28 protein-coding genes and 1 riboswitch are annotated in these 22,851 nt (G+C 71.7%); of the genes, 15 read left to right on the top strand and 13 right to left on the bottom strand.

The genetic code is table 11. From position 1 onward, the window contains the following. Nucleotides 1-86: 86 nt before the first annotated feature. From recO to AB0F61_RS07025, 5 genes are all read left to right on the top strand, one after another. Nucleotides 87-953: a DNA repair protein RecO gene (gene recO / locus AB0F61_RS07045; protein WP_357804300.1), complete on the top strand. Its 867-nt coding sequence runs from the start codon at nucleotides 87-89 to the stop codon at nucleotides 951-953. A 4-nt stretch (nucleotides 954-957) separates the two neighbouring features. Next, on the top strand, nucleotides 958-1,770 hold the full coding sequence (locus AB0F61_RS07040; protein WP_357804296.1) for an isoprenyl transferase: 813 nt from the start codon (nucleotides 958-960) through the stop codon (nucleotides 1,768-1,770). A gap of 71 nt (nucleotides 1,771-1,841) precedes the next feature. Further along, nucleotides 1,842-2,027, top strand: coding sequence for a hypothetical protein (locus AB0F61_RS07035; RefSeq protein ID WP_357244511.1), 186 nt, complete (start codon nucleotides 1,842-1,844; stop codon nucleotides 2,025-2,027). A 369-nt stretch (nucleotides 2,028-2,396) separates the two neighbouring features. Continuing rightward, nucleotides 2,397-2,597, top strand: coding sequence for a thioredoxin reductase (locus AB0F61_RS07030; RefSeq protein WP_355030840.1), 201 nt, complete (start codon nucleotides 2,397-2,399; stop codon nucleotides 2,595-2,597). Further along, on the top strand, nucleotides 2,594-3,355 hold the full coding sequence (locus AB0F61_RS07025) for a pirin family protein (RefSeq protein ID WP_357804290.1): 762 nt from the start codon (nucleotides 2,594-2,596) through the stop codon (nucleotides 3,353-3,355). The genes AB0F61_RS07030 and AB0F61_RS07025 overlap by 4 nt, the downstream gene beginning before the upstream one ends. 122 nt (nucleotides 3,356-3,477) lie before the next feature. On the opposite strand, the gene gndA is transcribed toward AB0F61_RS07025, so the two are convergent. Next, a complete protein-coding gene (gene gndA, locus AB0F61_RS07020) occupies nucleotides 3,478-4,920 on the bottom strand; it encodes an NADP-dependent phosphogluconate dehydrogenase (protein WP_357804287.1) in 1,443 nt (480 codons plus the stop codon). 104 nt (nucleotides 4,921-5,024) lie between these two features. Continuing rightward, nucleotides 5,025-5,324, bottom strand: a complete 300-nt coding sequence (locus tag AB0F61_RS07015) for an MTH1187 family thiamine-binding protein (RefSeq protein WP_357804283.1) — start codon at nucleotides 5,322-5,324, stop codon at nucleotides 5,025-5,027. Between the two features lie 289 nt (nucleotides 5,325-5,613). Between AB0F61_RS07015 and AB0F61_RS07010 the strand changes: the two genes are divergently transcribed. Continuing rightward, nucleotides 5,614-6,009: a hypothetical protein gene (locus AB0F61_RS07010; RefSeq protein WP_357804279.1), complete on the top strand. Its 396-nt coding sequence runs from the start codon at nucleotides 5,614-5,616 to the stop codon at nucleotides 6,007-6,009. Between the two features lie 182 nt (nucleotides 6,010-6,191). Here the strand turns inward: AB0F61_RS07010 and AB0F61_RS07005 are convergent, their stop codons facing one another. The 3 genes from AB0F61_RS07005 to AB0F61_RS06995 form a co-directional block, all read right to left on the bottom strand. Continuing rightward, on the bottom strand, nucleotides 6,192-6,992 hold the full coding sequence (locus tag AB0F61_RS07005) for an energy-coupling factor transporter transmembrane component T (protein WP_357804277.1): 801 nt from the start codon (nucleotides 6,990-6,992) through the stop codon (nucleotides 6,192-6,194). After that, on the bottom strand, nucleotides 6,989-8,419 hold the full coding sequence (locus AB0F61_RS07000; RefSeq protein WP_357805029.1) for an ABC transporter ATP-binding protein: 1,431 nt from the start codon (nucleotides 8,417-8,419) through the stop codon (nucleotides 6,989-6,991). The genes AB0F61_RS07005 and AB0F61_RS07000 overlap by 4 nt, the downstream gene beginning before the upstream one ends. A gap of 115 nt (nucleotides 8,420-8,534) precedes the next feature. Then, a complete protein-coding gene (locus tag AB0F61_RS06995) occupies nucleotides 8,535-9,128 on the bottom strand; it encodes an ECF transporter S component (RefSeq protein ID WP_357804273.1) in 594 nt (197 codons plus the stop codon). A gap of 75 nt (nucleotides 9,129-9,203) precedes the next feature. After that, nucleotides 9,204-9,308, bottom strand: a riboswitch (TPP riboswitch). A gap of 106 nt (nucleotides 9,309-9,414) precedes the next feature. Between AB0F61_RS06995 and AB0F61_RS06990 the strand changes: the two genes are divergently transcribed. The 5 genes from AB0F61_RS06990 to AB0F61_RS06970 all read left to right on the top strand — a co-directional run bounded on the left by AB0F61_RS06990 (nucleotide 9,415) and on the right by AB0F61_RS06970 (nucleotide 14,614). After that, the gene (locus AB0F61_RS06990; protein WP_357804268.1) at nucleotides 9,415-10,245 is read left to right on the top strand and encodes an alpha/beta fold hydrolase; all 831 of its coding nucleotides are present in this window, start codon (nucleotides 9,415-9,417) and stop codon (nucleotides 10,243-10,245) included. Nucleotides 10,246-10,274: 29 nt separating this feature from the next. Then, nucleotides 10,275-11,081, top strand: a complete 807-nt coding sequence (locus AB0F61_RS06985) for an AAC(3) family N-acetyltransferase (protein ID WP_357804263.1) — start codon at nucleotides 10,275-10,277, stop codon at nucleotides 11,079-11,081. After that, on the top strand, nucleotides 11,078-11,827 hold the full coding sequence (locus AB0F61_RS06980; RefSeq protein WP_357804259.1) for an SIS domain-containing protein: 750 nt from the start codon (nucleotides 11,078-11,080) through the stop codon (nucleotides 11,825-11,827). The genes AB0F61_RS06985 and AB0F61_RS06980 overlap by 4 nt, the downstream gene beginning before the upstream one ends. A 173-nt stretch (nucleotides 11,828-12,000) precedes the next feature. Further along, entirely contained in the window at nucleotides 12,001-12,504 is a 504-nt protein-coding gene (locus tag AB0F61_RS06975; RefSeq protein WP_357804254.1) for a DUF6328 family protein, read from the top strand. Between the two features lie 103 nt (nucleotides 12,505-12,607). Beyond that, nucleotides 12,608-14,614: an acyl-CoA dehydrogenase family protein gene (locus AB0F61_RS06970; RefSeq protein ID WP_357804249.1), complete on the top strand. Its 2,007-nt coding sequence runs from the start codon at nucleotides 12,608-12,610 to the stop codon at nucleotides 14,612-14,614. Between the two features lie 94 nt (nucleotides 14,615-14,708). Here the strand turns inward: AB0F61_RS06970 and AB0F61_RS06965 are convergent, their stop codons facing one another. Both AB0F61_RS06965 and AB0F61_RS06960 read right to left on the bottom strand, forming a co-directional pair. Next, complete coding sequence (locus AB0F61_RS06965; protein ID WP_357804244.1) at nucleotides 14,709-14,876, bottom strand: hypothetical protein; 168 nt, start codon at nucleotides 14,874-14,876, stop codon at nucleotides 14,709-14,711. Between the two features lie 160 nt (nucleotides 14,877-15,036). After that, nucleotides 15,037-15,645, bottom strand: a complete 609-nt coding sequence (locus AB0F61_RS06960; RefSeq protein WP_357804239.1) for a hypothetical protein — start codon at nucleotides 15,643-15,645, stop codon at nucleotides 15,037-15,039. A 218-nt stretch (nucleotides 15,646-15,863) separates the two neighbouring features. On the opposite strand from AB0F61_RS06960, the gene AB0F61_RS06955 reads away from it, so the two are divergent. Then, nucleotides 15,864-16,751: a hypothetical protein gene (locus AB0F61_RS06955; protein ID WP_357804235.1), complete on the top strand. Its 888-nt coding sequence runs from the start codon at nucleotides 15,864-15,866 to the stop codon at nucleotides 16,749-16,751. Nucleotides 16,752-16,754: 3 nt separating this feature from the next. Here AB0F61_RS06955 and AB0F61_RS06950 read toward each other — a convergent pair whose 3' ends face one another. Genes AB0F61_RS06950 through AB0F61_RS06925 form a run of 6 tightly spaced genes read right to left on the bottom strand, consistent with a single transcriptional unit; the run spans nucleotide 16,755 to nucleotide 20,377 of the window. Beyond that, the gene (locus AB0F61_RS06950; protein ID WP_357804231.1) at nucleotides 16,755-17,153 is read right to left on the bottom strand and encodes a Fur family transcriptional regulator; all 399 of its coding nucleotides are present in this window, start codon (nucleotides 17,151-17,153) and stop codon (nucleotides 16,755-16,757) included. After that, the gene (locus AB0F61_RS06945) at nucleotides 17,150-17,449 is read right to left on the bottom strand and encodes a metalloregulator ArsR/SmtB family transcription factor (RefSeq protein WP_355030824.1); all 300 of its coding nucleotides are present in this window, start codon (nucleotides 17,447-17,449) and stop codon (nucleotides 17,150-17,152) included. The genes AB0F61_RS06950 and AB0F61_RS06945 overlap by 4 nt, the downstream gene beginning before the upstream one ends. Before the next feature lie 37 nt (nucleotides 17,450-17,486). Beyond that, nucleotides 17,487-18,359: a metal ABC transporter permease gene (locus AB0F61_RS06940; protein ID WP_357804225.1), complete on the bottom strand. Its 873-nt coding sequence runs from the start codon at nucleotides 18,357-18,359 to the stop codon at nucleotides 17,487-17,489. A 3-nt stretch (nucleotides 18,360-18,362) separates the two neighbouring features. After that, nucleotides 18,363-19,124, bottom strand: coding sequence for a metal ABC transporter ATP-binding protein (locus tag AB0F61_RS06935; protein ID WP_357804221.1), 762 nt, complete (start codon nucleotides 19,122-19,124; stop codon nucleotides 18,363-18,365). Beyond that, the gene (locus AB0F61_RS06930; protein ID WP_357804214.1) at nucleotides 19,121-20,065 is read right to left on the bottom strand and encodes a metal ABC transporter substrate-binding protein; all 945 of its coding nucleotides are present in this window, start codon (nucleotides 20,063-20,065) and stop codon (nucleotides 19,121-19,123) included. The genes AB0F61_RS06935 and AB0F61_RS06930 overlap by 4 nt, the downstream gene beginning before the upstream one ends. Before the next feature lie 54 nt (nucleotides 20,066-20,119). Next, entirely contained in the window at nucleotides 20,120-20,377 is a 258-nt protein-coding gene (locus AB0F61_RS06925) for a hypothetical protein (RefSeq protein ID WP_357804210.1), read from the bottom strand. A gap of 29 nt (nucleotides 20,378-20,406) precedes the next feature. Here AB0F61_RS06925 and AB0F61_RS06920 point away from each other — a divergent pair, with 29 nt between their 5' ends. The 3 genes from AB0F61_RS06920 to AB0F61_RS06910 all read left to right on the top strand — a co-directional run bounded on the left by AB0F61_RS06920 (nucleotide 20,407) and on the right by AB0F61_RS06910 (nucleotide 22,746). After that, nucleotides 20,407-20,748 carry an antibiotic biosynthesis monooxygenase gene (locus AB0F61_RS06920; protein WP_354979695.1) on the top strand — a complete coding sequence of 114 codons (342 nt, stop codon included), beginning with the start codon at nucleotides 20,407-20,409 and terminating at the stop codon, nucleotides 20,746-20,748. 24 nt (nucleotides 20,749-20,772) lie between these two features. Further along, a complete protein-coding gene (locus AB0F61_RS06915; protein WP_357804204.1) occupies nucleotides 20,773-21,252 on the top strand; it encodes a hypothetical protein in 480 nt (159 codons plus the stop codon). Between the two features lie 114 nt (nucleotides 21,253-21,366). Then, nucleotides 21,367-22,746: a glycine--tRNA ligase gene (locus AB0F61_RS06910; protein ID WP_357804198.1), complete on the top strand. Its 1,380-nt coding sequence runs from the start codon at nucleotides 21,367-21,369 to the stop codon at nucleotides 22,744-22,746. Nucleotides 22,747-22,851: the final 105 nt, after the last annotated feature.

Raw genomic sequence — 22,851 nt, 5'->3', positions numbered from 1 at the left:
CCGGTGATGAGCCTGGCGCATCGGGGTTCGTCCGCGCATCCACCCCGAACCAACCCTGATTTCACACCCCGAGGGAGAATGGCCCGATGGCCGGGTATCGCCGACAGCTCTACCGCGACGACGCGGTGGTGCTGCGTGTGCAAAAGCTCGGCGAGTCCGATCGGATCATCACCCTGCTCACCCGTCGGCACGGCCGGCTGCGCGCGGTGGCCCGGGGGATCCGCCGCACCACCAGCAAGTTCGGCGCCCGGCTGGAGCCGTTCGGCCACGTCGACCTCCAGCTCGCCGGCGACCCGAAGGGCAACCACGGCAGCTCGCTGCACACCGTCAGCCAGGTCGAGGGCATCGACCTGTACGGCAAGCGGTTCCTCGGGGATTATCCCCGCTACACGGCGGCGAGCGCGATCGCCGAGACCGCCGAGCGGCTGACCCCGGTCGAGCGGGAGCCGTCGCTGCGGCTGTTTCAGCTCACCGTGGGTGCGCTGAAGGCGCTGTCGCGGGGCGAGCATGCCACCACCCTGGTGCTCGACGCGTACCTGCTGCGGGGGATGGCCCTCGCCGGCTGGGCGCCGGCGCTTGTCGCCTGTGCGGTCTGCGGCACCCCCGGGCGGCACCGGGCCTTCTCCGTGCCGGCCGGTGGCGCGGTCTGTCCGGATTGTCGGCCACCCGGCGCGGCCCACCCCGCGCCGGCCACCATCGACCTGATGTCCGCGCTGACCACCGGCGACTGGGTGCTCGCGGACGCCACCGACTCCGGCGTACGCCGGGAGTGCAGTGGGCTGGTCGCGGCTCACCTGCAATGGCACCTGGAGCGCGCGCTACGCTCGCTGCCGCTGGTCGACCGGGGTCCCTCGGCGGCCGGCACGGCCTCGCCGCCGGACGGCACCGGGGCCGTGGTGCTCCGGCCGCGTGGCGACGTCGAGGCCGGGGCGGACGGCGCGAACAGGGAGTGACCGAGTGATCCGATCGAAGAAGGCTGGCCGGCGGGAGCCGACGCCGCCGACACCGCACCCGTCCGGCGCCCGGCCGCCGGCGCTGCCCACCGAGGCGGTGCCGAAGCACGTGGCGGTGGTGATGGACGGCAACGGTCGCTGGGCCAAGGATCGCGGGCTGGCCCGCACCAAGGGGCACGAGGCGGGGGAGCACAGCCTCTTCGACACCATCGAGGGCGCCATCGAGATGGGCATCCCGTACCTGTCGGCGTACGCGTTCTCCACCGAGAACTGGCGGCGTTCGCCCGACGAGGTCCGGTTCCTGATGGGGTTCAACCGGGACGTGATCCGTCGCCGCCGTGACCAACTTGTCGACCTCGGCGTCCGGGTGGTCTGGTCGGGCCGGTCCGGCCGGTTGTGGAAGAGCGTCATCTCCGAGTTGCAGACCGCCGAGGAGATGTCCCGGGACAATTCGACGTTGACCCTGCAGTTCTGCGTCAACTACGGCGGGCAGGCCGAGATCGGCGACGCGGCCGCCGCGATCGCCCGCGACGTGGCGGCCGGCCGACTGGATCCGACCAAGGTCAACGAGAAGACCGTGGCGAAGTACCTCTACCACCCGGAGATCCCGGAGGTGGACCTGTTCCTGCGCCCCTCGGGTGAGGAACGGATCTCCAACTTCATGCTCTGGCAGTCCGCGTACGCCGAGCTGGTCTTCCTGGACACGCTCTGGCCCGACTTCGACCGCCGCCACCTCTGGTATGCGTGCGAGTTGTACGCGCAGCGGGACCGACGTTTCGGTGGGGCGCTGCCCAATCCGGTCGCCCCGGTGATCTGAGCCGACGCGCTTACTCTCCCGTCACTCTGGGTATCACCTCCGTCAGAAGCCACTGACGGAGGTGAACCCACATGATCCAGAAGCGCATTGCCCAGTGGGCGGTGATGGCGGTCGCGGTGCCCCTGGCGGCTGCCGGTGCCCGCCGGCTCAGCCACACCCTGGAGGCCCGGCGTGGTCCCTCCGGGATGACCCGGTTGCTCACCAAGGGCGCGGACCTCATGCGTCCCCAGAAGGCCAAGCGGCGCCGGTTCTTCTGACCCCCCGACCTGAGGCGCCGCCCGCATCCGAGCGGGCGGCGCCTTTGCTGTTGCAGTGCCTTGCGGTGTTGCGGGGCCTTTCGGTGCTGCGGGGCCTTTGGGTGCTGCGTGGCCTTTGAGTGTGGCGGCGCCTTTGGGTGTGGCGGCGTTTTTCGGCGTGGCGTGGCCCGGGGTGGGCGTGGCCCGGGGTGGGCGCGGCCTGCGGCGGTGGGCGCGGCCTGCGGCGGTGGGCATGGCCTGCGGCGGTGGGCGTGGGGTGTGGGGTGTGCGCCGTTCCGGGGTGGCGGCGGATCGGGCCGGGTAGGGTCCGAAGGTGGCGGGACGACGGCGGTGGGGGTGGCTGTGCGGGATCTCCGGTACAAAATGATCATGGCGTTGAACGCCGCGGACCTGGGTGAGCCGATCTGTGCGCAGGTGGCCGACATCTGTGCCGAGATCGCCGAGCAGCACTGCGCCGAGTTCGGTCACACACCGCAGTTGCGGACCGGTGAGATCGCCGAACTGGCCACCGGCGAGCCCGCCCTGACCTGGGCACCCACCACCCCCGACACCGCGCAGCGTGCCTGGTGACCGCTCCCGCGCCAGCTGTCGACGTGCGCCGCGCCGACGACCGCTTCGCCACCCGGATCTCCTGGCTGGACTCCAAGCACTCGTTCTCGTTCTCCCGGCACTACGACCCGGCCAACACCCACCACGGCCTGCTGCTCGTCAACAACGACGATGTGGTGCGCCCGGGGGCCGGCTTCGAGACCCACCCCCATCAGGACATGGAGATCATCACCTGGGTGCTGCGCGGCTCCCTGGTGCACCAGGACTCCACCGGCCACTCCGGGGTGATCTACCCGGGCCTGGCCCAGCGGATGAGCGCCGGCACCGGCATCCTGCACTCGGAGAAGAACGACGCCTGGCGACTGAACAACCAGGAACCGCACACCGACCCGGTCCACTTCGTGCAGATGTGGGTGCTCCCCGACGAGGAGGGCGTCGACCCCGGCTACGAGCAACTGGAGATCGAGGACGAACTCCTCCGCGGCGGCCTGGTGCCGATCGCCTCCGGAATGGACCGCTACGACGGTGCGTCCGCGATCCGCATCCGTAACCGGTACGCGACCCTGCACGCCGCCCGGCTCACCCCCGGCGACGAGGTCACCATCCCCGACGCGCCCTTCGTGCACCTGTACGTGCCCAACGGCACCGTGACCCTGGAGGGCAGCGGCCCGCTCGGCACCGGCGACGCGGCCCGGCTCACCATGACCGGCGGCCGGCGGGTCACCGCCGACGAACCAGCCGAGATCCTCGTCTGGGAGATGCACGCCACGATCACCTGACCGTTGCCCGTCGTGCGCGGGCCCTGCCCGTGATCTCGCCCGAACATGCATGTGGTGGCCTCCCCACGGCGGAAGGCCACCACATCATGGATCGATAACGGCGCCGCGGGGCGCCGCGCCGACTACGCCGGGGACTCGGTACGGTCCGCGGCCCAGGTGGTGTGGAACGAGCCCTCGCGGTCCACCCGCTGGTAGGTGTGCGCGCCGAAGTTGTCCCGCAGGCCCTGGATCAACGCGGCCGGCAGGCGCTCGGCGCGCAGCGCGTCGAAATACGCAAGCGACGAGGAGAACGCCGGGGTCGGCACCCCGGCCCGGGTCGCGTCAGCCACCACTCGCCGCCAGCTCGGCACGCCAGCGGCGACCGCCTCGGCGAAGTACGGTGCCACAAGCAGCGTCGGCAGATCCGGCTTCTCGTCGTACGCCTCGCGGATCCGGTCCAGGAAGCGGGCCCGGATGATGCAGCCGCCCCGCCAGATGGTGGCCGTGCCGCCGAGGTTGATGTCCCAGTTGAACTCCTGGCTGCCGGCGCGGATGTGGTCGAAGCCCTGCGCGTACGCAACGATCTTGGAGGCGAGCAGCGCCCGGCGGACGTCCTCGACGAACGCGTCCCGGTCGGCGACCTGCCACTGCTCACCCGCGTCCGGGAACGCCCGCCGTGCCGCCTCGCGCTGGTCGACGTGCCCGGAGAGCGAGCGGGCGAAGGTCGCCTCGGCGATCCCGGTGATCGGAATACCCAGGTCCAGGGCGCTCTGCACGGTCCACCGGCCGGTGCCCTTCTGCTCGGCCCGGTCCTGCACGATGTCGACGAACGGGCGGCCCGTCGCCGCGTCGGTGTGCGCGAGCACATCGGCGGTGATCTCGATGAGGAACGACTCCAACTCGCCGCCGTTCCAGTCGCGGAAGATCTCCGCGATCTCCGCCGGCTTCGCGCCCAGACCGGCACGAAGCAGGTCGTACGCCTCGGCGATGAGCTGCATGTCGGCGTACTCGATGCCGTTGTGCACCATCTTGACGAAGTGCCCGGCGCCGTCCGGCCCGACATGGGTGCAGCACGACACACCGTCCACCTGGGCGGCGATCTTCTCGAACATCGGCCCGAGCTTGGCGTACGACTCGGCGGAGCCGCCGGGCATGATGCTCGGCCCGAGCAGCGCGCCCTCCTCGCCACCGGAGACGCCGGTGCCGCTGAAGTGCAGCCCCTGCGCGCGCAGCGCCTCCTCCCGACGACGGGTGTCGGCGAAGTGGGCGTTGCCGCAGTCGACGATGATGTCGCCCTCCTCCAGCAGCGGCACCAACTCGTCGATCACCGCATCGGTGGGCGCACCCGCCTTGACCATCACGATCACCGCGCGGGGCCGTTCCAGCGACGCCACGAAATCGGCCATCGTCTCGCCGGGCACGAACGTGCCCTCGTCGCCATGCTCGGCGATCAGGCTCCGGGTACGCGCAGGCGTCCGGTTGTGCACCGCCACCGTGAAGCCGTTGCGGGCCAGGTTGCGGGCCAGATTCCGGCCCATCACCGCCAACCCGGTCACACCGATCTGCGCCGTCGCCTGCTCAGCCATTCGTGCCGCCACCTCTCGCCGTCGGACTTCCGTGCTAGGACCGTATCGCGGTGCGGCGGAACGTGGGCGTGTCGTCTCGACAGCCGGTTACCGGCGAGAGCTGCTCAGCTTCGCTGGGCCAGACGATCCTCCACATGTGCCACCTTCGCGGTGAGCGCGTCCGTCACCCCCGGGCGGACGTCTGCCTTGAGCACCACGCTCACCCGGGGCGCCTGCGCGGCCACCACGTCGACCGCCCGCTTGACGACAGCCATCACCTCGTCCCACTCACCCTCGATGGTGGTGAACATGGCGTCGGTGCGGTTGGGCAGGCCCGAGTCGCGGACCACACGTACCGCCTCGGCGACCAGGTCACCGACGGACTCACCGACACCGAGCGGGGTTACCGAGAACGCGACAAGCATGCCGTCGATGGTGCCAGGAAAATCGGCTGCGCCGGGGAACGACCAGCCGATAGTGTGCGGTCATGCGCTACTGACGCCCCTTCTCCGAGCCGGCCCGCCGCCCCGCGTCGCGGTCCGTGCGGCCCCGGGCGTCCCGCATCCCACCCGCAGTTCGGCGGCGCTGGCCCTGCCCGACCCGGTGAGCAGTCTCTCTCCCGTTCGACCGTCGCGACGCGGCGGTCACCAGCCGATCCGACCGACCGCCGGAACGCGGGACCGGCCGAGCCGGTCGGCACCGAAGGAGGCCCGGATGCCTGCCAGGCGCAATCCGAAGAAGTCCCGTACCCCCGGCGCGACGCCGCTGGGCATCGACCCGGCGGCCGAGCACGGCCCGCTCCTGCCCACCCGCCCCGACCTCCCAGCCGAACCGACCGAGCCGGCGTTGCCGGCGGTGCTGGTCGAGCCGGCGTTGCCGGGGGTGCTGGTCGAGCCGGCGTTGCCGGCGGCGGCTGTCTCGGACGCGTTGGTGCTGCCGGTCGACGTGCCAGCGGCGGTCGACGCGCCGGCGGTGGGGGATCTGCCGAAGGCGGCCGGGCGACCGGCGGCGCCGACGGCCGGTCCGCCGCAGGGTGGCGGCAACCGCTCGGGTGGCGGCCGCGGCCAACAGGCCGGCCAGACCCGCCGCTACGCCTTCCGCCGAAGCTGACCGATCCGTCCCCGTCCGCCGTCGCTGGGCGCCGGGGGTGACAGCAACATCAGCGATGTAGGGGCCTCCTTCGTGAACGAGGCCCCTACATCCCTGATGTTGTGCGGATCTTGGACGCGGGCCACGGGCTGCGGGCTGCGCACCGCGGGCTGCGGGCTGCGGTCGCGCGGCCGGGGGCGGGCTCAGCCGATCAGAGGGCGGAAGGTGCCCACCACGATGCTTGTCGTGAGGGCGGCGCCGGCCAGCACGGCGGCCCCGGCGATGAGGAGCGCGTCGGCGCGGGTGAAGCGTTGGTGGCGGGCCACGGTGCGGGGCGTGCCGGCGTCGAAGCCCCGGGCGTCCATCGCGACGGCCAAACGGGTGCCCCGGCGGATCGCCCCGACCAGCAGCGCGAACGCGGTGGAGGCGAACAGCCGAAGCTTCGCCACCGGGTTGCGTCCCGCGTCGACGCCGCGCGCGCGTCGGGCCATGCTGATCATCTGCCACTCCTGACCGAGCAGCGGCACCAGGCGAAACGCGGCCAGCGCCCCGATGGCGAAGCGGGCCGGCGCCCTCGCGTTCTGGATCAACGCGTCGGCCAGGTCGGTGGGGTCGGTGGTCGCGAAGACGATCACACCGGGCAGGGCCACCGCGAAGACGCGCAGCACCAGCCCGAGCGCGGTGAGCAGCACGCCGGTGCTCACCAGGACCGGTCCCGCGTCCAGCAGGACCCGGCCGGACCGGTCGGCGGCGAAGAGCACAAGGGTGACCAGGATGCCGGCGGCACTGAGGAGCAGCGGCCAGGCCCGCCGGGCCAACGCCCGGTAGCCGATGCCGAACAGCGGCAGCACGGCGAGTTCGAGCGCGATGGCGATCGCCGGGGCCAGCGGGTCCAGGGTGGCGAGCAGGGTGAACGAGAAGACAAGCGCGGCGGCGAGCTTCGCCACCGGGTTGCGGCGGGCCAACGGCGCACCGGGCGCGGCCACCGGCTCGATGGTGATCATCGGGCGTCGTCCGAGGCGCGTCGCAGGGTGACGGTTCGGTCGGCGAGCGCGGCCACGAAGTCCGCGTCGTGGGTGACCGCGACCACGCCGTGCCCGGCGTCGCGCAGGTCGGCGAAGAGATCGACAAGCTCCCGCCAGGTCCGCCGGTCCTGACCGAAGGTGGGTTCGTCGCAGATCAGCAGGCGGGGCGCGGTGGCCAGGGCGGTCGCCACACTCAGCCGCCGGGCCTCACCACCGGAGAGGGTGTACGGGTTGGCGGCGGCGAGGCGGACCAGTCGCAGCCGTTCCAGCAGCCCGGTCACTGTCTGCTTGACGGCCGCCTCGGGCTGACCGGTCCGGCGTGGGCCGAGCGCCAACTCGTCGAAGACGGTGCTGGTGACGAACTGGTGCTCCGGATCCTGGAACACCGACCCGATCCGCCGGGCCAGTGCGGGCGCCCGCCAGCGGTGCGGGGGAGTGCGGTGGTCGGCGCCGGCCAGCTCGACGGACGCGGTCACCCGCCCGACCCCCGGCCGCAGCAACCCGCCGAGCAGCAACGCCAGGGTGGACTTGCCGGCGCCGTTGGGTCCGCGTACGGCGAGTGCCTCGCCGGCGCGTACCGCCAGGTCGGTGCGGCCCAGCCGGGGCGGCAGGCCGAGCCGGTCGGCGGTGAGCAGCAGCTCCCCCGGCTCGGCGGTGGCCGGCCGGGGCGTGATGGGGTGACCGGGCACCCAGACCCCCTCGGCGGCCAGCGCGGCACCGTGGGCGGCGAAGACCGCCTCGGGGGTGCCGTCCGCGCGGACCCCGCCGCCGGGTTCCAGGACGACCACCCGGTCGACGAGCGGCAGCGCCTCGGCGACCCGGTGCTCGACCAGGATCAGCGTGGTGTCGGCGTGCAGCGCGCCGGCCACCGCCTGGCGGACCAGGTCGGCTCCGGCCGGATCGAGGTTGGCGGTCGGCTCGTCGAGCAGCAGCAGCTCGGGACGCAACGCCAGCGCGCCGGCCAGGGCGAGGCGTTGCTGCTCGCCGCCGGAGAGCGCGGCGGTGGGGCGGTCCCGGGGGTACGGGAAGCCGACGCGGTGCAGCGCCTCGTCCACCCGGGGCCAGATCTCGTCGGTCGGTACCCCGCGGTTCTCCAGCCCGAACGCGACGTCGTCGCCGCAGCGCGCCATCACCAGTTGGGTCTCCGGGTCCTGGAAGACGATGCCGACCCGTTCCCGCCCCTTGCGTGGGTCGAGCCCGTCGATCTCGACGGTGCCCTCCTGCTCGCCGGAGTCCTCAGGAAGCAGCCCCGCCAGCGCGCTGAGCAGGGTGCTCTTACCAGCACCGGAGGGCCCAAGAAGCAAGATCCGCTCGCCGGCCTCAACCCGCAGGTCGACCCCGCGCACCGCCCAGGCGCGCCGCCCAGCGTGCCGCCACCCGAACCCCCGCAACAAAACCCCGCCCACCAACCCACCCCCTCCCACGCCCCGGCTCCACCCTGCACGGTCGATCATGAGGTTGACGGTGGTATTGAAGATCCATCCGCCCGTCAACCTCATGATCACCGCGGTCGACCAGGGGTCAGATCAGGGCTCGGTCCTGGGCCACCGGGAAGCGGTCCAGGACGCCGGTGTTGGCCAGGGCCTTCGTCAGCAGCCAGCCGCCGACGCCGGCGATCACCGTGGCGCTGACGATGGTGATCAGCGCGTACGGGATGCGGTAGTCGCCAAGCTCGTAGTCGACGTTCCAGACGAAGAAGTCGAAGAGCGCGGCGCTGAGACCGGTGAGCGCGCCGGCCAGCATCGCGGTCGGCAGCCGGTACGACCGGTACCGGAAGGCGGCGAACGCCAGCTCGGCGCCGATGCCCTGCACGATGCCCTGCGGGATCACCGTGCCGGCCCACTGGCTGCCCAGCAGCGCGGACAGGACCGCGGCCACCGTCTCGCAGTAGAGCGCGGCGCCGGGCTTGCGGATGACCAGACCGCCGATCACGGCCGGCATCAGCCACACGCCGTAGAGCAGCGTCTGCGCCGGTGGGAAGAACGCGAACGCACCCTCGGTGGCGCTCCAGACCAGGCCCCAGGCCCAGAAGATGACGCCGAAGGCGACAGCGATCACCGAGGCGACCACGATGTCGACGGTCCGCCAACGGTTGGTGTCGGTGGTGGATTTCATGTGTTACTCCCAGTTCTGCGTGCGAACCAGGAGAAGACGCACGCCGCGCGTCCGGTGGCACCGGACGGCGGCGCGGCTGGAGGTCGACCGAACTCCCTGCGCTGGCATTACCCAGATCAGGTTCGAGGGTCTGCGGGCATGCCCGCACTCTCAGCGCTGTGCGCTCCCCTGTCGGATGTGAAGTTGTCTCGTCGACGCTAACACCGACCAGGGGTGCCGGCCCAGCAGGGCGTCTGCCCATCTCGGCGTTCACCCGGGCGCACGCCGGCTGGGTAGGCTGACGATCATGCGGGTCGACGCGCGAGGTCTCACGTTCGAGGTAACCGCCGGCGGTCCGTCGGACGGCGTACCGGTCCTGCTGCTGCACGGCTTCCCACAGCACAGCGGCGAATGGGACGACGTGGTGCCCGCCCTGCACGCGGCCGGGCTGCGCACGTACGCGCTGGACCAGCGCGGCTACTCGCCGGGCGCGCGGCCGACGGCGGTGGCCGACTACCGGATCCCCGAACTCGTCGCCGACGTGGTGGCGGTGCTCGACGCCCTGGGGCTGGACGCCGTCCACCTGGTCGGCCACGACTGGGGCGCGATCGTGGCCTGGGCGGTCGCCGCCGGGCACCCCGACCGGGTCCGCACGCTGACCGCGGTGTCCGTGCCACATCCGGCAGCCATGGCGTACGCCCTCGCCAACGACGGCCAGCAGAAGGCCCGCTCGTCGTACATCTCCCTGTTCCGTAAGCCGGGCACGGCGGAGAAGGTGCTGCTGGCGTGGCACGCGACAGCGCTGCGCAAGATGCTCGGCGCAGTGGGCGACGCTGCCCGGGTGGACCGCTACGCGGCCCCGATGCGCGAGCCGGAGGCGCTCACCGCCGCGCTGAACTGGTACCGGGCGATGTCCCGCGCCGACCTGGCCGGAGTCGGCCCGGTCGCGGCGCCCACCACCTACGTGTGGAGTGACCGGGACGTCGCCATCGGCCGGACCGCCGCCGAGGCGTGCGCGGCGAACGTCACCGGGGCGTACCGCTTCGTGCAGTTGACCGGTGTGAGTCACTGGATTCCGGACACGGCACCGGGCCCGCTCGCCGAGGCGATCCTGACCCGGGCCGGCGGAACGGCCTGACCCGTGCGGGTCGGTCAGGGAGGGGCACCGTGACGACGAACACCAGCGGGCCGGGCACCCGACGCTCGATCGCCGCGCAACTGCGCCTGCTGGGCGTACGCCCCGGCGCGACGCTGCTGGTGCACGCCGCGCTGCGTTCCCTGGGATTCGTCTGCGGCGGCTCGCACGCGGTGGTGCTCGCGCTGCGCGACGCGCTCGGTCCGGACGGCACCATCGTGGTGCCCACCCACACGCCCGACAACAGCGATCCCGCGCAGTGGCGCAGACCGCCGGTGCCGGCGGACTGGTGGCCGCTGATCCGCGCCGAGATGCCGGGCTTCGACCCGGCGGTGACCCCGAGCCGGCACATGGGCGCGGTCGCCGAGACGGTCCGCGGCTGGCCCGGCGCCCTGCGCAGCTCGCACCCGCACGTGTCGTTCGCCGCGCTCGGCCCGGCCGCCGAGCAGGTGGTGGCCGGGCACGCCCTGGCCGACATGCTCGGTGAGGGCTCCCCGCTGGCCCGGCTCTACGACCTGGACGCCGATGTCCTGCTGCTCGGCGTGGACCACTCCGCGAGCACCTCGCTGCACCTGGCCGAGTACCGCCGCCCGGGTTCGCCCCGCGAGCGGGTCGGCGCCGCGGTGCGCACCGGCGACGGTGGTCGGGAGTGGGTGTGGTGGGAGGACGTACGGCTCGACGCCGACGACTTCGCCGCGCTCGGCGCGGACCTGGAGGCGACCGGGGCGGTTCGCACCGGACCGGTCGGCACCGGGACCGGCAGGTTGATGGGCCAGCGGGAAGCTGTCGACTTCGCGGTGCGCTGGCTGGATCGGAACCGGACGACGGAGGACGCATGACGGTGAGTGCCGAGGCCTACCTGGCCGTGGTGACCGAGACGATCGGCCGGGTGGCCGCCAGCCAGCGGGAGGCGGTCGGGCGGGCCGCCGACCTGATCGCCGACGCGGTCCGCGCCGACGGGGTGGTGCACGCGTTCGGCACCGGGCACTCCGAGGCTCTCGCCATGGAGATCGCCGGCCGGGCGGGGGGTCTGGTGCCGACCAACCGGATCGCGCTGCGGGACCTGGTGCTGCTCGGCGGGGACCCGGCCGAGCGGCTCGGCCCGCTGCTGGAGCGGGACCCGGCGGTCGCGCACCGGCTCTACGAGTTGGCGCCGGTGCGGCCCACCGACGTCTTCGTGCTGGCCTCGAACTCCGGGGTCAACGGCGCGATGGTGGAGTTCGCCACGCTTGTCAAGGCACGCGGCCACTCCCTGGTGGCGATCACCTCCGCGCAGCACTCGGGCCGGATGACCTCCCGCCACCCGTCCGGGCGCAAGCTCGCCGACCTCGCCGACGTCGTGCTCGACAACGGCGCCCCGTACGGTGACGCGACGCTGCCGCTGCCCGGTGGCGGCGCGGTCGGCGCGGTCTCCTCGATCACCGCGGCGTTGCTGGCCCAGCAGGTGACGGTGGAGGTGGTGGCCCGGCTGCTGGCGGCGGGGGAGCGGCCGCCGGTCTACCTGTCGGCGAACATCCCCGACGGCGACGCGCACAACACCGAGTTGGAGGCCCGGTACGCCGGTCGGATCCGACGCGGCTCCTGACGCCGAGACGCTCCCGGGGGCGGGCTTGCGACCCGGACGCTGCGGTGGCCGGCTTGCGTCTCGAAGATGAACGCCAGATGTCGTGAACCAGTTTCGCGCTCAGCCGGGTGGGGCATTGGCGTTGCTGCCGGCGGCCGGGACCGCCGGCAGTAGCGTCGCACCGGAGGTAGCGCGTGTCCAAGGAGACCGAGAAGCAGCGTTGGCAGCGTAATTTCGCCGACCTGTTGCAGGAGTTGCGGGTCGCCCAGACGGGCGTGCAGATCCTCTTCGCCTTCCTGCTCACCCTGCCGTTCAGCAACGGGTTCACCCGGACCACCGAGTTCCAGCGGGACGTCTACATCGTCGCGCTGCTCGCGGCGGCCGCCGCCACCGCGATGATCATTTCACCGGTGGCGTTCCACCGGGCGTTGTTCCGGCAGGGGCGCAAGCCGGAGCTGGTGCGCTTCGCGCACCGGATGGCCTCCGGTGGTCTCGCCTTCATGCTGATCTCGATGGTCAGCGCGGTGCTGCTGATCACCGACTTCGTGCTGGACCGGCCGATCGCCTTCGTGCTCAGCACGCTGACCGGGCTGTGGTTCGTCACGTTCTGGGCTGCCCTGCCGTTCGCCCGCCGTAACTGGGGTGAGGACGACATCGACGACGAGGACGACGACCCGGACGAGATCGCCGGCCGCTGATCGAGCGGTTCTCCACCGAGCGCTACCCCTGGGTAACACCCGGGGGTAACGTGACGGTAGTCGCACACGTCGAGCAGCCGCACCGAGGTTCGAGGGGGCAGCCGTGACCACGACACAGGACGGCCGACAGGCACCGGACGGCCCGGATTCCGAAACCACCCCGCAGACCGCCGGGGCCGCCGCGCCGCTGCCGACGGAGGCCGGGCAGGTCTCGGAAAAGGAGGCCCGGCGGGTCGCCGAGGCCGCTCGCGAGTCCTCCTGGGACCGGCCCAGCTTCGGCAAGGAGTTGTTCCTCGGCCGCTTCCGACTCGACCTGATCGACCCATGGCCCCGGTCCGATCCGGACGACGTGGCCCGCGCCGAGGAGTTCCTCGGCCGGTTCCGCGCCTTCCTCACCTCCGAGGTGGACGGCGCGGCCATCGAACGCGACGCGTCCATTCCGGACTCGGTGTTCCACGGCCTGGCCGACCTCGGCGCGTTCGGCATGAAGATCGACCGGAAGTACGGCGGGCTCGGGCTGAGCAACCTGCACTACTGCCGGGCGCTGATGCTGGCCGGCTCGGTCAGCCCGGCCATCGGCGCGCTGCTGTCCGCGCACCAGTCGATCGGGGTGCCGCAGCCACTGAAGATGTTCGGCACCGCCGAGCAGAAGCAGCGCTTCCTGCCCCGGCTCGCCGCCGGAGAGGTGTCCGCGTTCCTGCTCACCGAACCGGACGTGGGCTCCGACCCGGCCCGGCTGGCCACCGTCGCCGAGCCGACCGAGGACGGCACCGGCTACCGGCTCAACGGGGTGAAGCTCTGGGCCACCAACGGCATCGTGGCCACGCTGCTGGTGGTCATGGCCCGGGTGCCGGCCACCGAGGGGCGGCGGGGCGGGATCACCGCGTTCGTGGTGGACGGCGACAGCGCCGGCATCACCGTCGAGCGACGCAACGAGTTCATCGGCCTGCGCGGCCTGGAAAACAGCCTCACCCGGTTCCACGACGTGTTCGTGCCCGCCGAGAACGTCATCGGCGGCGAGGGCAAGGGGCTGAAGATCGCCCTGACCACGCTGAACACCGGCCGCCTGTCGCTCCCGGCGATGTGTGTGGGCGCCGGTAAGTGGGCGCTGAACGTGGCCCGGGGCTGGGCCGCCGACCGGGTCCAGTGGGGCCGGCCGGTGGGTGAGCACGAGGCGGTCGCGCAGAAGCTCTCCTTCATCGCCGCCACCACGTACGGCATGGAGACCATGCTCGACCTGTGCTGCCTGCTCGCCGACGACGACCGCAACGACATCCGGATCGAGGCCGCGCTCGTCAAGCTGTACGCCAGCGAGATGGCCTGGAAGATCGCCGACGAGCTGGTGCAGATCCGGGGCGGGCGCGGCTACGAGACGGCCGACTCGCTTGCCGCCCGCGGCGAACGCCCGGCCAACGTCGAACAGGTGCTCCGCGACCTGCGGATCAACCGGATCTTCGAGGGGTCCACCGAGATCATGCACCTGCTGATCGCGCGGGAGGCGGTGGACGCCCACCTGTCGGTGGCCGGCGACATCATCGACCCGGACGCGGGGCTGGGCCGCAAGGCCCGCGCCGGCGCACGAGCCGGTGCCTTCTACGCGAAGTGGCTGCCCACCCTCGCCGTGGGCCGGGGGCAGAGCCCCTCGGCGTACGCCGAATTCGGGCCGCTCGCCGCGCACCTGCGCCAGGTGGAGCGGTCGTCACGCAAGCTGGCCCGGTCGACGTTCTACGCGATGTCCCGCTGGCAGGGAAAGATGGAGCGCAAGCAGGCGTTCCTCGGCCGGGTGGTCGACATCGGGGCCGAGTTGTTCGCGATGTCCGCGGTCTGCGTCCGGGCCTCCGCCGAACGGGACAGCCGCCCGGAGAACGTCGAGCTGGCCGACCTGTTCTGCCGGCAGGCGCGGGTGCGGGTGGACGCCCTGTTCGCCGCACTCTGGGACAACACCGACTCGGTCGACACCGCCGCCGCGAAGCGGATCCTCGCCGGCCGCTACGCCGGCCTGGAGGAGGGTGTGATCACCCCGTCGGACGAGCTGCCCTGGGTGGCCGGCTGGTCGCCCGGCCCGTCCACCGCCCAGGACGTCCGACGCCGCATCCCGCCGAAGCCGTAACCACGCCGCCCGGCGTCAGCCCTGGCCGTAACCGCGCCGCCCGCCGCCGCCCGGCCCGCCGCCGCCCGGGCCGGCTCGGCGGGGACGACGCGGGTCAGCGGGCGATCGCCCAGGCCAGCACCGCCGCCAGGATCAGGCCGTTGAGCACCGCCAGACCCAGGTACGCCGCCGGCGGGACCTTCTTGCCCCGGCGGACGAAGGAGAGCAGGACGGCGGCGTAGCCGAGCAGCAGGACGGCGATGACGACCAGGAAGTAGAACACCCGAAGACCTTAACGGTCCCGCCGGCGCAGGCCGAGGTGGCGCAGTGGTCGGCGCCGCCGTTGCGTTGATCAGGTGATGAAAAGTAGGTCAGGAGCAGCACGGGGACCTACTTTTCATCACCTGATCACGGCACGAGCGGTGGTCGCGGGGACGTCGGCGTCAGCGGCTCCGGCCGCGCAGGCCGAGGTGGCGCAGCTCCAGCGCGGCCAGCGCGTCGACTGTCGCGTCGTCGCCGCGCCGCCACGCCTCGGCCACGTCCGGACCGATCCGGGTCAGCCGGCCCAACGGCTGGGTGGCCAATGCCCGCAGGGCGAGCAGGTCCCGCCCGGCCGGCCCGGCGGCCAGCTTCGCGGCCGACCCGGCGCGACGCATCCAGCGCAGCCGCAGCGGCAGCCAGCCGAACAGCACGATGCCGAGCGGGAAGATCAGCACCGCGATGGCGAGGGCGAGGGCGAGCTGGTCGACCAGGTGCTGCTGGTCGCGGCCGGCGTCGGCGAGCCCCCGGGCGGCGTCGGCGGCCCGCTGGAAGGGCGCGGTCAGTTCGTCGCCGACAAGCGGCACCCGGCGGACCTTGCCGCCGGCGTCGGCGAGGTTGTCGGCGAGGCCCCCGCCGGCGCTCTCCAACTTCTGCCCCGGTACGGCGAGCTTCTGCACCAGGTCGTGCAGCCACAGCGCGCCGCGGACCGCCACGTACACCCAGGCGACGACGAGCAGGTCGGTGAGCAACTGACGGGCGGCGGTCGGAAACCGATCGGCATAGATTTTCACGCCGGACAGCGTGCCACGAACGGGCCGAGACCGGCACCCGCCGGATCAGCCGGCGGGAGAGCGGTTGGACCTGAGCCTGCCTGCTTCGCGCCGCTCGGATCCGGACATCGAGCGAAGCCTTGCTCCATGGTCTTCGATGGTGAATGATCGTTTGGTTTCATTCACCATCAACGATACGGGGGCTCGTCATGACTGATGGACAGCATGAAGAAGGCAGCATGGATCGCCGACGGTTGCTCCGTCGGGCGGGAACGGTCGCGGCCGGGGTTGCCGGTGGGGGTGTGGCAGGCATTGCCGCTGCCGGTCCCGCGCAGGCCGCGGCGGGTGATCCGGTGGTCCAGGGGGCGACCAACGTCGTCAAGGGCGCCACAACTCTGCGCAACACCGGCGTCCAGGCGGCTCTCCGGCTGGAATCCGACACGACCTGGCCCGGAGTGAATGGCAGGGTCCTTGCGGAACCAGCCCTGCGGATCAAGCCCAGCGGGACCACCATCGTCGACATCGTCGAACCCGGCTCGATCAGCATGGACATCGAGGGCAACATCTGGCTCATCACCAGGAGTTCCGGCGAGCTCGGCGAGGCCCACGTCGTCCACACCACCGCGAACAGCAACCGGATCGTGCCGCTGGTGCCGCAGCGGGTGCTCGACACCCGATACGCCAACTCTCGGGAACTGGTCATCAACCCAGGAGGCAAGTTCGACTCCAGCGGCCGGCTGCTGGCCGGCCAGACGATCAGCCTCCGGCTCACCGACCACCTCTACCACGCCGACGCGGTCTTCGGGACGGTGGCCGCGGTGCAGCCGTTGGCCAGCGGTTTCGCCCAGGTCTACCCCTACGGAGTGACCCGACCAGCCAACTTCGCGTCGATCAACTACGCGTCGGGCCAGATCCTCTCCAACGCGTTCGTCTGCGGCATCGGCAGTGAGAAGGACACTCCCTACGTCACCGATCTGATCAGCGTGTACGCCAGCGCAACGACGCACGTCGTCATCGACATCACCGCGGCCGTCGTCGGAGCCGGTCGGGTCAACCCCGCGTCGGCCCTGCCAGTGTCGGCGAATCGCATCGTTCGCAAGGACGGCGTGCCCGAGTGGGAGAAGTGACGGTCAGCGGACGCAGGTGGGGCAGGTGCCGAAGATCTCCAGGGTGTGGCTGACGTCGGCATAGCCGTGCTGCGCGGCGACCCGGTCGGCCCAGCTCTCCACCGCTGGGCCGGCCACCTCCACGGTGTTGCCGCAGACCCGGCAGACCAGGTGGTGGTGGTGCCCCTCGCTGCACCGGCGGTAGAGGTGCTCGCCGCCCGGCGGACGCATCACGTCGATCTCACCGGCGTCGGCGAGCCCCTGCAGGGTGCGGTAGACGGTGGTCAGGCCGACCCGCTCGCCGCGCTGCCGCAGCATCGCGTGCAGGTCCTGGGCGCTGTGGAAGCCCTCCATCTCGCCCAGCAGCGCGCTCACCGCCGAACGCTGCCGGGTGTTGCGCACGGCGGCGCCGTTCTCGCTCATGACCCCTCCCCGGCGTGGCTGACCGCGTCCGCCACGATGTGCGCGACGTGCTCGTCGACCAGGCTGTAGGCGATCTCCCGACCTCGGCGGGAACCCCGCACCACACCCGCGCCGCGCAGCACCCGCAGATGCTGGGAGACAAGTGGTTGGGCGGCACCGAGTTTGTCCACCAGCTCGTGCACGCACCGCTCACCGCTGGCCAGCTCACTGACGATGGCCAACCGGATGGGCGCCGACAGGGCGCGGAGCAACTCGCTGGCCCCGTCGAACCCCTCGTAGCCTGTCGCGCTGGTCATCCCGTAACGATAACCAGTACCACCGTCATCTCCCCGCTCAGGATCGGCCCAGTACTACCTCGTGCGGTTCCGCTGTCGGCGCGGCGGCCGGCGTCGACCGCCGGCGCAGCGTCCGCCAGGCCCCACCGGCGACGGCGACCACCAGGAAGGACGCGATCGCCACCAGCACCACCGAGGCGCCCGGCGCGGTGTCCGCCGTGGCCGCCACCCAGACACCGGAGCCGGCGGCGAAGAGCCCGAGTGCCATCGCGGCCGTCATGGTGCTGCGGAAACCCCTGGTGACCTGCTGGGCGGTGGCGACCGGCACCACCATCAGCGCGCTGATCAGCAGCACCCCGACGGCCCGCATCGCGATGGTCACGGTGACCGCTGTGGAGACCGCGATCAGCAGGTTCAGCGTGCGCACCGGCAGGCCGGACACCCGGGCGTACTCCTCGTCGTGGCTGACCGCGAAGAGCGCCGGGCGCAGCGCGATCATCGTGACCAGGATCGCCGCGCCGAGCACCGCGATGGTGATCAGGTCGTTGGGCGAGATGGTGGTCAGCGACCCGAACAGGTAGGCGTTGAGGTTCGCGCTCGTCGCGTCGGAGAGACCGACCAGCAGTACACCGCCCGCGATGCCGCCGTAGAAGAGCAGAGCCAGAGCCAGGTCACCGGAGGTACGCCCACGAGCGCGGACCACCTCGATGGCGATCGCGCCGATGGTGGCGGCGATCACCGCGACCAGCACCGGCGAACGGTTGAGCAGCAGGCCCGCCCCGACGCCGGTCAGCGCGACGTGCCCGACCCCGTCGCCGATCAACGCCAGCCGGCGCTGCACCAGGTAGATGCCGAGCGCCGGCGCGGCAAGGCCGATCACCAGCGCACCGATCAGGGCACGCTGCATGTAGGGGTACTGGAAGAGTTCCATGGGTCAGTTGCTCCACAGCCCGGCGGGCTCGTCGTAACAGTGCGGGTGCACGTGGTCGTGGTCGGGCTCCGCGTGGTGGCCCGCCGGGTCCGGCACCGCGCCGTCGTGGGCGATGCGACCCTCGTGGACGACGACAGCCCGGCTGATCACCGGTCGCAGCGGGCCCAGCTCGTGGGCGACAAGCAGCACCGTCCCGCCGTTGCCGACGAAGTCGCGCAGCGCACCGGCGAAAGCCTCCTGGCTGGCCGCGTCCACCCCGGCGGTGGGCTCGTCGAGGACCAGCAGCTCCGGCTGGCCGGCCAGCGCGCGGGCGATCAGGGTGCGCTGCTGCTGGCCGCCGGAGAGCGTGGACACCGGGTCGCCGGCCCGGTCGGTGAGCCCGACCGCGAGCAGCGCGGCGTCGACGGCGGCGCGGTCGGCTCGACCCGGCGGGCGGAGCACCCCCCGGCGGGCCAGCCGCCCGGAGGCCACCACCTCACGGACGGTGGCCGGTACGCCGCCACTGGCGCCCAGGCGCTGCGGGACGTACCCGATGCGTGCCCACTGCCGGAACCGGCGCAACGGCCGGTCGAAGAGGGTGACCGAGCCGGCGCTGAGCGGCACCAGCCCGAGCACGGCGCGGATCAGGGTGGACTTGCCGGAGCCGTTGGCCCCGAGCACGGCGACGACCTCACCGGCGGTGACGGTGAGGGAGATGTCCCGGAGCACGGGGCGGCCGTCGTAGCCGACCACCCCGTGCTCGACGGCGATGACAGGTGTGGTCACGAGCAGCTCAAGGCCGTCTGCAGGGTCCGCAGGTTGGTACGCATCACCGAAAGGTAGTCCCCGTCGCTGCCGGCGGCGAGCCCTTCGATCGGGTCCAGCACGGCGGTCTTCGCGCCGACCTGACCGGCGATGGTCTCGGCGACCTTCGGGCTGACCAGGGTCTCGAAGAAGATCGTGGTGGCGTGGTGCTCCTTCGCCTCCTCGATCGCGTGCGCGAGGCGCTGCGGCGAGGGCTCGACGTCGGGGCTCAGCCCGGTGATGCCGACCTGGTCGAGCTGGTAGCGGTCGGCGAGGTAGCCGAACGCGGCGTGGCTGGTCACGATCTCCCGCCGCTGGCAGGTCGCCAGACCGTGCTTGAACTCGCTGTCCAGGGTCGTCAGGTCGGCGCGCAGGGCTGCGGCTCGGGAGGTGTAGTCGGCGGCGTGGTCCGGGTCGGCCTTGCCGAGCCGCTTGGCGAGCTGGTCGCCGATGCCGGCCAGCCGGGTCGGGTCGAGCCAGACGTGCGGGTCCTTACCGCCGTTGCCCTCCTCGGCGTGACCCTCCTCGCCCTCGTGGTTGTGCCCGCCGGCGGACGCGTCCAACAGTGGCTGCACGCCTGTCACGTCGAACGCCCGGTCGCCACCGTTCTGCGCGACGGCGTCGTCCACCGCCGGCTGGAAACCCTTCAGGTAGACGATCAGCTCGGCCTCGCTGACCTGGCCGACCTGGCTCGGGTTCAGTTCCAGGTCGTGCGGTTCGGCACCGGGCTTGGCCAGGTTGGTCACCCGGACCGCGTCGCCGCCGATCCGCTCCGCCAGGAACTGGAGGGGATAGAACGCGGCCACCACGTCGACCCGTTTGGGGTCGGCGCCGCCGGCGCTTGTGGAGCAGCCGGCCCCGGCGCCCAGGGCGAGCAGGGCGGTCGCGGCGGCCAGGACACGGGACGTGGTGCGGTTGCTCATGGGCCCAACTGTCCGTGGCAACGATAATGATTGTCAAAAACGCATGATTGCATGTCAGAGCAGCTTCGCGAGACCCACCGTCACCAGCAGGGTGAGCATCACCAGCCGAATCACCCGGGTCTGCGGCGCCTGAACCGCCCAGGTCGTCGCCAACAGGGCGATCAGGACGGCGGCGAGCGCGAGCGTCAGCAGCCCGCCGATCACCCCGGGCGTGAAGAACGCCACAAGCACCACCACCAGGGCGAGCAGGAACACCGACGTCGGGTTGGCCCCGGCCAACCGGGCCAACAGAGGGCGCTGCGTACGCTGCATCCCACAGACTCTACGAGGAGGGACACCCGTTGCTGGTGACCAACCGGTTCGTGGTCGACGTCGATGTCGCCGACGACTTCACCGAACGGGCGCACGCCGCCCTCACCGCACTGGCCGCCTGCCCCGGCTACCTGCGCGGTCAACTCGTCCGGGCGCTCGACGACCCCCGGTACTGGTCGCTCGTCACCGAATGGGAGTCGGTCGGCACCTACCGGCGGGCACTGGGCGCCTTCGAGGTCAAGGTCAGCGCCGTGCCGCTGCTCGCCGAGTCGGTCGACGAGCCGTCCGCGTACGAGGCGCTGGCCACCGCGGCCCCCGGCGGGGCAGTGGTCGTCGCCGAGAGTGATCGGGCTGCGGGTCCTTACCGCTGAGCCGGCGGACACTACGCTGCTCCTATGACCGCACCCGCCCCGCCACCCGGTCCCGGCGTGGCTCCGCCGTTCGCCGCGCCGCCCACCGAGGGCCGCCGGACCCGGCTCTGGATCGGCCTCGGCATCGGCGCGCTCGCCGTGGTGCTCTGCTGTGGCGGGGGCGGCAGCGCCGTCATCGGCCTGGCCGTCACCGGCGTGCAGGCGGTCCGGGAACAGGCCCGCACCGTGACCGGCGACTACTACCAGGCGCTTGTCGAGCGGAACTACGGGCGGGCGTACGAGCAGCTCTGCGACGACGCGCAGCGGCGCGAGTCCCGGCCCGAGTTCGAACGGCGGGCCGCCACCGAACCGCAGGTCACCGCGTTCCGGCTCGGCGAGGTCGACACCATCAACCTGACCGTGCCGGTGGACGTGACGCTCGCCGGTGGCGACCGGGAGCAGCAGCAGGTCAGCCTCGGCCACGACGGGCAGACCGGCGGCGTGGAGGTCTGCGGGGTGAGCTGACCCGCCCCCGGTATTCTGCTGGGCTCAGGGCGACGGTGGTCGTACCGTTGTCCCGAACCGTCCGATCCATCCACATCTCGCCCCCGCCGACCGCCAGCCGGCGTAGGAGGAAACATGCCAGCCGACCGTATCGACGCCGTCGTCAGCCTCGCCAAGCGTCGAGGCTTCGTCTTCCCCTCCAGTGAGATCTACGGAGGCACCCGATCGGCGTGGGACTACGGCCCGCTCGGCGTGGAGCTCAAGGAGAACGTCCGCCGGCAGTGGTGGAAGAACATGGTCCAGCAGCGTGACGACGTGGTCGGTCTCGACTCCGCCGTGATCCTGGCCCGCAAGGTGTGGGAGGCGTCCGGCCACATCGCCGAGTTCGTCGACCCGCTCACCGAGTGCCAGTTCTGCCACAAGCGGTTCCGGGCGGACCACCTGGAGGAGGCGTACGCCGAGAAGCACGGCAAGCCGCTCACCTCACTGGCCGAGCTGAACTGCCCCAACTGCGGCAACAAGGGCACCTTCACCGAGCCGAAGATGTTCAACGGCCTGATGAAGACCTACCTGGGCCCGGTGGAGAGCGACGAGGGGCTGCACTACCTGCGCCCGGAGACCGCACAGGGCATCTTCGTCAACTACAAGAACGTGGAGACGGTCGCCCGGAAGAAGCCGCCGTTCGGCATCGCCCAGACCGGCAAGTCGTTCCGCAACGAGATCACCCCGGGCAACTTCATCTTCCGCACCCGCGAGTTCGAGCAGATGGAGATGGAGTTCTTCGTCGAGCCGGGCACCGACGAGCAGTGGCACGAGTACTGGCTCCAGGAGCGCTGGAACTGGTACCTCGACCTCGGCCTGTCGGCGGACAATCTGCGCCTGTTCGAGCACCCCAAGGAGAAGCTGTCGCACTACTCGAAGCGGACGGTGGACATCGAGTACCGCTTCCAGTTCGGCGGCACCGAGTTCGCCGAGCTGGAGGGTGTCGCCAACCGCACCGACTTCGACCTCTCCACGCACAGCAAGCACTCCGGCGTCGACCTGTCGTACTTCGACCAGACCAAGAGTGAGCGCTGGATGCCGTACGTCATCGAGCCGGCTGCCGGTCTGACCCGCGCGGTGCTCGCCTTCCTGCTGGAGGCGTACGACGAGGACGAGGCGCCGAACACCAAGGGCGGCGTCGACAAGCGCACGGTGATGCGGTTCGACCCGCGGCTCGCGCCGGTCAAGGTGGCGGTGCTGCCGCTGTCGCGTAACGAGGCGTTGTCGCCCAAGGCGAAGGACCTCGCCACGCTGCTGCGCAAGCGCTGGGTGGTGGAGTTCGACGACTCGCAGGCGATCGGCCGCCGCTACCGCCGGCAGGACGAGATCGGCACCCCGTTCTGCGTGACCGTCGACTTCGACACGCTCGACGACAACGCCGTGACGGTACGCAACCGGGACACCATGGCCCAGGAGCGGGTCTCCCTGGACCAGGTCGAGCGCTACCTGATCGAGCGCCTCCCCGGCTGCTGACGTACTCCGGAAATGGTCCCTTCTCCACGGTGTTGGAGAAGGGGCCATTTCGTGGTCTACCAGGCAAAACGCCGGTCGATGAAATTAATTCAATGCCATCTTTCG

This window comes from Micromonospora sp. NPDC023888 (assembly GCF_040639415.1).
GTDB lineage: Bacteria > Actinomycetota > Actinomycetes > Mycobacteriales > Micromonosporaceae > Micromonospora.
The sequence above is the reverse complement of the archived record's forward strand: the minus strand, read 5'-3'. Positions and strand labels throughout refer to the sequence as shown.